At 60.9% G+C, this 10687-nt stretch carries 11 protein-coding genes and 1 tRNA gene; 2 read left to right on the forward strand and 10 right to left on the reverse strand.

All coding sequences use genetic code 11. The annotated features are described in order from the left end of the window. A partial coding sequence (locus VIM98_RS11975; RefSeq protein WP_331993341.1) for an FAD-binding oxidoreductase occupies positions 1-1005 on the reverse strand: 1005 nt, incomplete at its 3' end. Between the two features lie 104 nt (positions 1006-1109). Here VIM98_RS11975 and serA point away from each other — a divergent pair. Then, positions 1110-2342 carry a phosphoglycerate dehydrogenase gene (gene serA, locus VIM98_RS11980; protein ID WP_331993342.1) on the forward strand — a complete coding sequence of 411 codons (1233 nt, stop codon included), beginning with the start codon at positions 1110-1112 and terminating at the stop codon, positions 2340-2342. A 299-nt stretch (positions 2343-2641) separates the two neighbouring features. Next, the gene (locus VIM98_RS11985; protein WP_331993343.1) at positions 2642-4282 is read left to right on the forward strand and encodes an N-acetylmuramoyl-L-alanine amidase; all 1641 of its coding nucleotides are present in this window, start codon (positions 2642-2644) and stop codon (positions 4280-4282) included. A 48-nt stretch (positions 4283-4330) separates the two neighbouring features. Here the strand turns inward: VIM98_RS11985 and VIM98_RS11990 are convergent. The 9 genes from VIM98_RS11990 to VIM98_RS12030 form a co-directional block, all read right to left on the reverse strand. Next, positions 4331-4407 (reverse strand) — tRNA-Pro (locus VIM98_RS11990). Positions 4408-4608: 201 nt separating this feature from the next. Continuing rightward, positions 4609-4965: a MerR family transcriptional regulator gene (locus VIM98_RS11995; protein ID WP_331993344.1), complete on the reverse strand. Its 357-nt coding sequence runs from the start codon at positions 4963-4965 to the stop codon at positions 4609-4611. After that, a complete protein-coding gene (gene ihfA / locus VIM98_RS12000) occupies positions 4946-5245 on the reverse strand; it encodes an integration host factor subunit alpha (RefSeq protein WP_331993345.1) in 300 nt (99 codons plus the stop codon). The genes VIM98_RS11995 and ihfA overlap by 20 nt, the downstream gene beginning before the upstream one ends. Position 5246: 1 nt before the next feature. Beyond that, positions 5247-7625 carry a phenylalanine--tRNA ligase subunit beta gene (pheT, locus tag VIM98_RS12005; RefSeq protein WP_331993346.1) on the reverse strand — a complete coding sequence of 793 codons (2379 nt, stop codon included), beginning with the start codon at positions 7623-7625 and terminating at the stop codon, positions 5247-5249. Positions 7626-7649: 24 nt separating this feature from the next. Then, the gene (gene pheS / locus VIM98_RS12010; protein ID WP_331993347.1) at positions 7650-8645 is read right to left on the reverse strand and encodes a phenylalanine--tRNA ligase subunit alpha; all 996 of its coding nucleotides are present in this window, start codon (positions 8643-8645) and stop codon (positions 7650-7652) included. A gap of 104 nt (positions 8646-8749) precedes the next feature. Further along, positions 8750-9109: a 50S ribosomal protein L20 gene (gene rplT, locus VIM98_RS12015; protein ID WP_331993348.1), complete on the reverse strand. Its 360-nt coding sequence runs from the start codon at positions 9107-9109 to the stop codon at positions 8750-8752. 18 nt (positions 9110-9127) lie between these two features. Next, on the reverse strand, positions 9128-9325 hold the full coding sequence (rpmI, locus tag VIM98_RS12020; RefSeq protein WP_019467379.1) for a 50S ribosomal protein L35: 198 nt from the start codon (positions 9323-9325) through the stop codon (positions 9128-9130). Between the two features lie 168 nt (positions 9326-9493). Further along, positions 9494-10021: a translation initiation factor IF-3 gene (gene infC, locus VIM98_RS12025; RefSeq protein ID WP_414650211.1), complete on the reverse strand. Its 528-nt coding sequence runs from the start codon at positions 10019-10021 to the stop codon at positions 9494-9496. Positions 10022-10066: 45 nt separating this feature from the next. Further along, positions 10067-10687: threonine--tRNA ligase (locus VIM98_RS12030; protein WP_331993349.1), on the reverse strand; the 621-nt coding region annotated here is incomplete at its 5' end.

Raw genomic sequence — 10687 nt, forward strand, 5'->3', positions numbered from 1 at the left:
ACTCTCCGTTATGCCTTCGCGCAGCCGCCATAACGCAGCGGCCTGGGCCTGGCTTTGGGCGATTGCGCCATCGACGATCCAACCCTGCGCCATGCCTTGCTCGAACGCATTCATGGCTGCCTCTTCCGCCGCTGCGTCGACAGCATCGAATTCGGTCACGACGTAATACGGGTAATCGCCATCGAGCGCGCGCTGTGCGCCATGGGCCAGCACGTGCTTCTGCGCGATATCGGTAAAAAATTCGAACGCCTGTAACGACAACCGCGAGCGAAACAGCGCAAACACCTGCATCAGCGCATCCATGTCCGGCAAGGCCAGCAACATGGTCTGCGACGGCGGCGGCGGGTCGGTCAGCTTGAGCGTAGCCTCGACAACCACGCCAAGCGTGCCCTCCGAGCCGATCAGCAGATGGCGGAAATCGTAGCCGCTGGAGTTCTTGATCAGGCCTCGATTGAGCTCCAGCCATTCACCACTGCCGGACACCGCCTTCAGACCGGCAATCCACTCGCGCGTATTGCCATAGCGGATGACCCGGATACCGCCCGCATTGGTGGCGATATTGCCGCCGATCGAACACGACCCACGCGCTGCGAAATCGACCGGATAGATCAAGCCGTGCTGGGCCGCCGCCTCGTGTACGGCTTGCAGGCTGATACCGGGTTGCACGGTCAGCGTGCGATCGACCGGGTCGTAGCCGAGTACGCGGTTCATTCGCTCCAGGCTCAGTACCAGCTCGCCATGGGCCGCCACGGCCCCGCCAGAAAGGCCCGTCCGGCCACCGGAAGGTACGATCGCCACCCGGTGTCGATTGGCCCACTGGATGGTCGCCAGCACCTCTTCGGCGCTCGATGGCAAGGCGATGGCCAGGGGGGCCGGCATCCAGCGGCGGGTCCAGTCGCGGCCATAGTGCTCAAGATCGCTCGGCTCGGTCAGCAAACGCAGGCCTGGGCAAGCCTCGGCCAATTCGGTCAGGCGGGTATCGATAGGGGCGGCTGGGATCGGCATACGATCAGCCTGCCAGCCGGCCGCGCCCAGGTCCAGTGCTGCATTGCCGCAAGCGCTTCGACATCTGGCATAGTGGACCGAACCTCCCTTGTCACCGGCCAGTCATGAAGACATCGTTCCCCAAGCAAGACATTAAGGTAGTGCTGCTTGAAGGCGTCAGCCGCAGCGCAGTGGAGAGTTTCCGCCAAGCCGGCTACAGCCAGATCGAATATCACGAGAAATCGCTGAGCGGAGACGAGCTGAAGAATCGCATTGCCGAAGCCCATATCGTCGGCATCCGGTCGCGCACCCAACTGACCGGCGATGTGCTGGCCGAAGCCAAGCGGCTGATTGCGGTAGGCTGCTTCTGCATCGGTACCAATCAGGTCGATCTGGAAGCAGCACGCCTGCAAGGCGTCCCCGTCTTCAACGCCCCTTATTCCAATACGCGCAGTGTGGCCGAGCTAGTCATCGCCGAGGCCATCATGCTGCTGCGCGGCATCCCGCAGAAGAACGCGCTTTGCCATCGCGGCGGCTGGACCAAGTCCGCTGCCGGCAGTTTCGAGACCCGCGATAAAGTGCTCGGCATCGTCGGCTACGGTCATATCGGCACCCAGGTCGGCGTGCTGGCCGAGGGGCTTGGCATGCGCGTGATCTTCCACGATATCGAATCGAAACTCTCGCTGGGCAATGCGCGCGCAGCCGCCAGCCTGGACGATCTGCTCGAACGCGCCGATGTCGTCACGCTGCATGTGCCGGAAACGCCCTCCACCAAGCTGATGATCGGTGCCACCGAACTGGGCAAGATGCGCAAGGGCACCATGCTGATCAACGCCTCGCGCGGCACGGTGGTCGATATCGATGCGCTGGCCGAAGCCCTGCGCAGCGGGCATGTGGCGGGTGCGGCGGTCGACGTCTTCCCCGTCGAACCCAAGGGCAACGACGACCCGTTCGTCTCGCCGCTGATCGGCATGGACAACGTCATCCTCACTCCGCACATCGGCGGCAGCACGTTGGAAGCGCAAGACAATATCGGCATCGAAGTCGCCGCCAAGCTCGTTCGCTACAGCGATAACGGCTCGACTCTGTCGGCGGTGAATTTCCCCGAAGTCTCCCTGCCTGAACACCCTCGCAGCCGGCGCCTGCTGCACATCCATCGCAATGTGCCGGGCGTGCTGTCACGCATCAACGAATTGTTTTCCGCCGGCAATATCAACATCGATGCGCAGTTCCTGCAGACCGATTCGCAGGTCGGTTATGTGGTGATCGATGTGTCGGCGGATGAAGCGCAAGCGGCAGCGCTGAAGGATCGCATGGCGGACATTCCGGGTACGTTGCGTAGTCGGGTGTTGTATTGACATGCAGCGCATTCAGGGCGCCGTATAGCGATTGGGCGATTATCGGATTTGTCTGCATGGCAGAAAATCGCTCCGCCCATAACTTCTGGCCGACGCCGGAACGCTTACGGAACCGCATATCAACTTACAACAATCCAAGCTGCCCTCCTAAGGCCAAAGTAAAGCCATTACCTTTGAAATCCTTCTGGCTCTTACCAAGTCCATCGCAACAAACCTACGCTATCTCTTAGTAGCTGCGTCTACCGCCTTATCGCCTCAACTTTTAGTTTGGTGCTCCCCATGACCAAGGAGCAAAAACGATGGCGACAAGGCACCTCTATTCCATAGGGAATTGCGAGAGACATAAGTTCGCATTTCCAAAAGCTCTTACGCTAACACTGCTGATAGTTTTCAGCTTAACCTCCGTAGCCGCACAAGAAATACCCACGGCTATGATGCCACTACACGTGGAAACACCTGTGGCGCTCATGCCCTCGGCAACGCGCGCCGAACTTGAGGCGCGCCTCTCGAGTGCGCTTCAGCATCGAGTCGATAGCAAACAATGGTTTGGAGCAGAGGAACAACATATCCATGTCGGAGTTCATTTCGACATAAAGACCGGGCTACTCCAGGTGGACTTGGGCGAAGCACTCGGGCGTCTGTCCAACGGCCCAGAAATGGAGGATCTCCAGGAAGACCTGCAAGGGACGGCATCGATGCTGCTGGAAGGAGTAGCGCCCTATAAAGGAATGGAGCTACGTTATGGTGGCAGAACCATGTATGACTATTTTCCGGAAGAATGGCGCCCCCCACGCCCCATCACTACGAAGGGAATGTCAGCATTCATCTTGCCGGCGCCCCCCGTTATGGTCTCTGCAGGCCACGGGGTGTATTACAACCATCAATATAAAGACTGGCGCGCACAGCGAGATCCAAGCAACGGAATAGTTGAGGACTATATAACCCCAACTTACGCAAACGAATTAGCCACATGGCTAACAAAACGAAGTGAAGTTGACATTATTTCACCACGCTCAACTGATGTACAGCCTCATAATCCCAGCGGAATGCCGTGGTGGAAGATCGGGGCACGATATCACTTGGAAGCACTATACCCGGATAATCCAAATATCTGGCATTCAAAGCCAAGTGACACAACAACTTCTTTACGAGAACGCACTGAGGATATTTACAGTCGTCCCCTTCTTGCCAATCATATTGGTGTTGCTGCGGCACTACACCTGCATACAAATGCTGCAGCACCAAGCGCAACCGGAACAAAGGTTTTCTTCCAAAAGGGACGCATCGAGGACAAGCATCTTGCAGACAGCGTCCTATGCTCCATGAAAGAGCTGATTCAAGCTCAGGAAAACTACAAGAACTACAAAGTTCCAGTTGAATCCGACGAAGGCGACTACGCTGAGAATCGCCTCGCGCATATGCCATCTATCATCATCGAAGTCGGTTTTCATACTAACCCTGATGATGCCGTAGCCCTACAAGACAAAACATTTCGCACCGCATCGATGAAAGGCGTCGAAAAGGGATATCGCCTCTTCGCCGAAGGCAAGACATGCGAGCCTCTCTCCATTGAGTCAGCCAATAATTCGCCTCACCCAGATGACAAGCTATCTACTGTCGCGCTCGACTATAAAGGACATCCGGAGTTTCCAGCGCGTCTTGATATCAAGGTTCTCAGTTGCCCCGCGGGCGCCTGCTCCGATGGCTGGATCACTTTGGCCGAGCCGATACCTTCACCCGTTAGCTACGACATCACATGCGATGTTTCGGCGCCACGAGAGTTCCAGCTCCGCACCACCTTCACTGACGCCGACGGTGTGAAGGCAGCGATAGAACACACAGCAACCTGCCTGCCGGCATCCCAAGGACGCAGCCCGTCTGCTGCAGTTGAAGCGAAAGCGCATGACGGCGCATTCCAGATGCCACAGGTCAGCGACTAAGGCATTAAAAAAACGGCGCGAGAAGCGCCGTCTTACGTTTCATCGAATTGGTCGGGGCGGCCGGATTCGAACCGACGACCCTTTGCCCCCCAGGCAAATGCGCTACCAGGCTGCGCTACGCCCCGACTTTCGACAAGAAAGCGAGTTTAACAGTTGGGCTCCATGTGGGAAAGCCCAGGCTCGAGTAGGTGCAAGCCCTGGAGAATCTCGAAAAACGACCTATCGCTTTAGGAGCGGCTTCAGCCGCGACCGATTACGCCACGCCCTGCACGGTCGCGGCTGAAGCCGCTCCTACAGCGATAGGCGGGCTTATCTCGATACTGGCTTCAGCGACGCAACAGCACCAGCACTTCTTCCAGTTCCATGCGCACTTGGCGCACGATCTGGTGAGACATGCTCGCCTCCATCCGTGCCTGTGGGCCTTCCAACCGCGCGCGAGCGCCGGTGATGGTGAAACCCTCGTCGTACAGCAGCGAGCGGATCTGGCGGATCATCAAGACGTCATGGCGCTGGTAGTAGCGGCGGTTGCCGCGTCGCTTGACCGGGTTGAGCGCAGGAAACTCCTGCTCCCAGTAGCGCAGCACATGGGGTTTCACTCCGCACAGGTCGCTGACTTCACCGATGGTGAAGTAGCGCTTGGCCGGAATGGCGGGCAGTTCGGTGTTATTCCCTTGGTCCAGCATAGCCCTCGACTCGCACCTTGAGTTTCTGCCCCGGACGGAACGTCACCACGCGGCGGGCGGAAATCGGAATCTCCTCGCCCGTCTTGGGATTACGACCCGGCCGCTGGTTCTTCTTCCGGAGATCGAAGTTACCGAACCCCGACAGCTTCACCTGCTCGCCACCTTCCAACGCCTCGCGGATCACCTCGAAATAGGCGTCCACGAATTCTTTCGCCTCACGCTTATTGAGGCCCACTTCGAGGAAAAGGCGCTCGGCCATCTCCGCCTTAGTCAGCGCCATATCATCCTCGCAACTTTGCCCTGCATGAATTCTCCAATGCAGACACCGCGTCCCCCACGCATTGGTCAGCATCAATGTCGGTTAGGGTGCGTGAAGCGTCCTGCAAAATCAAGCCCATAGCGAGACTCTTTCGGCCTATCTCCACACCCTTGCCGCTGTAGCGGTCAAACAGGACAAGGGAGGTGAGGCGTTCGCCCAGGCTTGCCCGGACGACCTGTTCGACTTGGCTCCAGCTTACGTCCTCAGGCAGATCTACCGCGATATCCCGTCGTACCGAAGGGAATCGCGGCACGGGACGAGCGGCCGGCAGACGTCGGTTGAGCAGCGGTTCGAGTGCCAACTCCATCACATGGACGTCGCTGCCCAGATCGAGCGCCTTGACCAGTCGAGGGTGCACCGCGCCGAGATAGCCGACCGTCGCACCGTCGAAGGCAACACGAGCCGCTCGCCCCGGATGCAACCAGCCCGGCAAGCCCTCGGCATGGACCGACCAGCGCTGTGGCTCTCCGCCCCAGGCCACGATCGCATCGAATTCCCCCTTGAGGTCATAGAAATCCAGCTCGCGCGCAGCCTCGCCCCACTGCTCGCTGTGTGCACCGCCGCAAGCGACCAAGGCCAGGGTCGGGGTCTCGATCGGCGGATCGCCTGCCGCGAACGTGCGGCCCAGTTCGAACAAGCGAACCCGCTCCTGTTGGCGGGCACGGTTGTGCGACAGGACCTCGACCAAGCCAGGCAACAACGAAGGACGCATGACGGCCAGGTCGGCTGACAGCGGATTGGCCAGCGGGACCAGCTTGTCCTTGAACCCCCACCGGCCAAGCAGGTCGGCACCAACAAAGGCCAGAGTCACCGCCTCGTAATAGCCATGTGCCGCCAACTGCTCGCGCAATGCCAGCTCGCCAATCCGTGCCTCGGGCTCGGTGGCCAGGCTCAAGGCCCCGGCCGGGGTGTGCGTAGGAATACGGTCGTAGCCGAAGATGCGCGCGACCTCTTCGATCAGGTCTTCTTCGCGCTCGATATCGAAACGGCTGCTTGGTGCGGTGACCTGCCAGCCTTCGGCGGTCCCGGCAACGTGCATGCCCAAGGCGGTAAAGATACGGGCGACCTCGCTATCGGCCACCTCGACACCCAACACGCGGCGCAGGCGCGCACGACGCAGCGCAACGGTCGCCGGCTTTGGCAGGTCGGCAAGATTTTCGGCAGTCAATACGGGACCGGCCTTACCCCCGGCAACGGCTATAAGCAGTTCGGTCGCGCGTTCCAATGCACGCCGCGGCAGCTCCGGATCGACACCGCGCTCGAAGCGATGCGAGGCGTCCGTATGCATGCCGAGCTTGCGCGCACGGCCCATGATCGCTGCCGGCGCGAAATGCGCGGCCTCGAAGAAAATATTGCGGGTGGTATCCGTCACGCGCGAATCGTAGCCGCCCATCACACCAGCCACGGCCAGCGCTTTGCGCTCATCGGCAATCAGCAGGAAACCAGAATCGACCTTCGCCTCGCTACCGTCGAGCAGCTTGACCGCTTCGCCGGCGCGGCCATGCCGCACCACGATGTCGCCTTCCAGCATGTCGTTGTCGAAGGCGTGCAACGGCTGCCCCAGTTCGAGCATGACGTAGTTGGTGATATCTACTACCGGGCTGATCGGACGCAGGCCCGAGCGGCGCAGACGCTCGGTCAGCCACAGCGGCGATTTGGCAGCCGTGTCGATACCCTCGATCACGCGACCGAGGTAGCGCGGCGCATCGGCACCGGCCTCCAGGCGAATGCCTCGCGTAGCCGTTCCTGTGACCGCGATCGGCGCTTGCTCCGGCTGCTTGACGTGACTGCCAAACAGCGCGGCCACGTCATGCGCCAAACCGACCAAGCCCAGGCAATCGGGGCGATTCGGCGTCAGCTTCAATTCGAAAGCCGCGTCCGGCAACCCGAGGTAATCGGCCAGGAGCTGCCCTACCGGCGCATCGCCCGGCAGTTCGAGCAAGCCGGAGGCATCGTTGTCCAGCCCCAGTTCCTTGGCCGAGCAGAGCATGCCGAAGGATTCGACACCACGCAGCTTGGCTGCCTTGATCGCGATGCCGCCGGGAAGGTTCGCTCCCACCGTGGCCAGGGGCACCTTGATGCCTACCCGGGCATTCGGCGCACCACAAACGATCTGCAACGGCTCGCCTTGCCCCGCGTTCACCTTGCATACCTGGAGGCGGTCGGCCTCGGGATGCTTTTCCGCAGCAACGATTTCAGCTACCACCACGCCGGACAGACTTTCACCCAGAACGGTGAGCTCTTCCACTTCCAGGCCCGCCATGGTCAAGGCGTGCGCCAGTGCGGCGCGATCCGCTTTGATCTCGACCAGCTCGCGCAGCCAGTTTTCGGAGAATTTCATATCGATCGGTTCCTAGCGCGGCGTTTAGGCGAATTGCTTGAGGAAGCGCAGATCGTTCTCGAAGAACGCGCGCAAGTCCGACACGCCATAGCGCAGCATGGCAAAACGCTCCACGCCCAGACCGAAGGCAAAGCCCGTATAGCGCTCCGGATCGATGCCGCAGTTCTTCAGCACGTTCGGATGCACCATGCCGCAGCCGAGCACTTCGAGCCACCGCGTGGATCCGTCCTCGGCATCCCAGCGGATATCCACTTCCGCCGAGGGCTCGGTGAAGGGAAAGTAGCTCGGACGGAAGCGCATCTCGAAATCGCGCTCGAAGAAGGCGCGAATGAATTCGGCCAGCGTGCCCTTCAGGTCGGCAAAGCTGGAGGTTTCATCGACCAGCAGGCCTTCGATCTGATGGAACATCGGCGAGTGGGTCTGGTCCGAATCGCTGCGATACACCTTGCCCGGCGCGATGATGCGAATCGGCGGCTGCCGCCCCTGCATCGAGCGGATCTGCACCGGCGAGGTATGCGTGCGCAGCAAGCGGCCGTCGCCGAAATAGAATGTGTCGTGCATGGCGCGCGCCGGATGGTGCGGCGGGAAATTCAGCGCCTCGAAGTTATGCCAGTCGTCCTCGATCTCAGGGCCGTCGGCACGCTGGTAACCCAGGCGCGCGAAGATCGCGGCGATACGCTCCAATGCGCGCGTGATCGGATGAATACCGCCGCGCTCGCCATCGCGCCCGGGCAACGTGATATCCAAGCGCTCGGACGCCAGACGGCGATCCAGTTCGGCCTGTTCCAGCGTGGCTTTGCGCAGGGACAGGGCGTCGGCAAGTTTTTCCTTGACGCGATTGACCTCGGCGCCTCGGGCCTTTTTTTCTTCCGGCGGCAGTGCGCCCAGCGATTTGAGGGCGGCGGTGACAATGCCGCTCTTGCCTAGAAGGCCCACGCGCAGCGCATCGAGTGCGTCGAGCGTATCGGCCTTGTCGATTTCCGCCAGCGCCTGCGCGGCGCGGCCGTCCAGATCGTCCATCGGTGCGATCCCAAAGAGTCCAGAAACGAAAACGGGGAGGAGGCTAAGGCCTCCTCCCCGCTTGATTTACATCATATCGTCAGGGCGCTAAGCGCTTATGACGATCAAGCGGCCAGACTGGCCTTCGCCTTTTCTGCGATGGCACCAAACGCCTTGATGTCATGCACGGCGATATCGGCCAGCACCTTGCGGTCGACCGTGATGCCGGCCTTGGCCAGACCATTGATCAGACGGCTGTACGACAGGCCGAACTGACGGGCGGCAGCATTGATACGGACGATCCACAGCGCGCGGAACTGACGCTTGCGCTGCTTGCGGCCGATATAGGCATACTGACCGGCCTTGATAACGGCCTGGTTGGCGGCGCGGAAAATCTTGCGACGGGCGTTGTAGTAGCCCTTCGCGCGGCCGATGATCTTCTTGTGACGACGACGGGCGGTAACGCCACGCTTTACACGAGCCATGGTGGTTTCCTCCTCGCCTTACAGGTACGGCAACATGCGTGCCACACCCTTGGTGTCGCAAGCCTTGACGTGATTGGTGGCGCGCAGATTGCGCTTACGCTTGGTCGACTTCTTCGTCAGGATGTGCGACTTGAAGGCGTGACCGGCCTTGAACTTGCCGGAAGCGGTCTTGCGAAAACGCTTCGCCGCCGCCCGGTTGGTCTTGATCTTGGGCATCGGAATGCTCCGTATTCGGTTGCTGACTGATCCGGCGGCAAGGCCTTGATGGGCCTGCGCTTTCCATCCTGCCGGGTACGGTGGTTCGGCCCATCCATTCGGACCGAGCCCGCGATTGTAACGGAAACGTGAGGGGCGCGCCAGGGGTGGGGCGTGAGTCAGCGGCGCTCACGCCTTCTTCTTGGGCCCGATCATCATCACCATCTGGCGGCCTTCCAGGCGGGGGAACTGCTCCACCACGCCCTCTTCGCCGATGTCGGTCTGGATCTTGCGGGCCAGGTTCTGGCCGAGGTCCTGGTGGGACATCTCGCGGCCGCGGAAGCGGATCGTGACCTTGACCTTGTCGCCTTCCTCGAGGAATTCGCGCATCTTGCGCAGCTTGATGTCGTAGTCGCCCACGTCCGTGACCGGACGGAACTTCACTTCCTTGATTTCGACCTGCTTCTGCTTCTTCTTGGCGGCCTGGGCCTTCTTCTGGGCTTCGAACTTGAACTTGCCGTAATCCATGATCTTGCAGACCGGCGGATCGCCGTTCGGCTGGATCTCGACGAGGTCCATGCCGAGGTCCTCGGCGGCACGAATGGCATCACGGGTGTCCATGATGCCAAGCTGCTCGCCTTCGGCGCCCAGCACGCGGACCCGCGGGACGCGGATCTCGTTGTTCTTGCGATTGCCCTTGTTATCGGTCGTAGCGATACCGCTATCCTCCAGAAGAATGATCCCAATACCGGACCCGCGGCCTTATCGGCGGGTCTCGGCTTCCAAACGTTGGACGAACTGGGCCAGCGGCATGCTGCCGAGGTCTTCGCCCCCGCGGGTACGCACGGAAATGGTACCTGTTTCCCGCTCGCGGTCGCCGACCACGATGAGATAGGGGACCTTCTGCAACGTATGCTCGCGGATTTTATATCCGACCTTTTCGTTGCGCAAATCGGCTTCCACCCTGAAGCCTTGTCCGACAAGGGTTTGCACGATTTCACGCACATAATCGGCCTGGGCGTCGGTGATGCTGAACGCCACGGCCTGAATGGGGGCGAGCCAGGTCGGAAGCAAGCCGGCGTGGTGCTCGATCAGGATGCCGATGAAGCGCTCCATCGAGCCCACGATGGCCCGGTGCAGCATCACCGGATGCTGGCGCTGGCTCTGCTCGTCCACATACTCGGCGCCCAGGCGCTCGGGCATCATGAAATCCACCTGCATGGTGCCCACCTGCCAGGCGCGGCCGATGGAGTCCTTCATGTGGTACTCGATCTTGGGGCCGTAGAAGGCGCCCTCGCCCGGCAGTTCCTCCCAGGCCACCCCGGCCGCGGACAGCGCCGCGCGCAGGGCGTGCTCGGCCTTGTCCCAGACCTCGTCCGAGCC

It is taken from the genome of Dyella sp., assembly GCF_036568765.1.
GTDB lineage: Bacteria > Pseudomonadota > Gammaproteobacteria > Xanthomonadales > Rhodanobacteraceae > GSA-30.

What these genes read in the sequence shown, in the direction of transcription:
- rpmI (WP_019467379.1), bottom strand. Translation starts at nt 9,325, where the DNA reads ATGCCCAAGATCAAGACCAACCGGGCGGCGGCGAAGCGTTTTCGCAAG.
- ihfA (WP_331993345.1), bottom strand. Translation starts at nt 5,245, where the DNA reads ATGGCGCTGACTAAGGCGGAGATGGCCGAGCGCCTTTTCCTCGAAGTG.
- pheT (WP_331993346.1), bottom strand. Translation starts at nt 7,625, where the DNA reads ATGAAATTCTCCGAAAACTGGCTGCGCGAGCTGGTCGAGATCAAAGCG.
- VIM98_RS11985 (WP_331993343.1), top strand. Translation starts at nt 2,642, where the DNA reads ATGGCGACAAGGCACCTCTATTCCATAGGGAATTGCGAGAGACATAAG.
- rplT (WP_331993348.1), bottom strand. Translation starts at nt 9,109, where the DNA reads ATGGCTCGTGTAAAGCGTGGCGTTACCGCCCGTCGTCGTCACAAGAAG.
- VIM98_RS11995 (WP_331993344.1), bottom strand. Translation starts at nt 4,965, where the DNA reads ATGCTGGACCAAGGGAATAACACCGAACTGCCCGCCATTCCGGCCAAG.
- serA (WP_331993342.1), top strand. Translation starts at nt 1,110, where the DNA reads ATGAAGACATCGTTCCCCAAGCAAGACATTAAGGTAGTGCTGCTTGAA.
- pheS (WP_331993347.1), bottom strand. Translation starts at nt 8,645, where the DNA reads ATGGACGATCTGGACGGCCGCGCCGCGCAGGCGCTGGCGGAAATCGAC.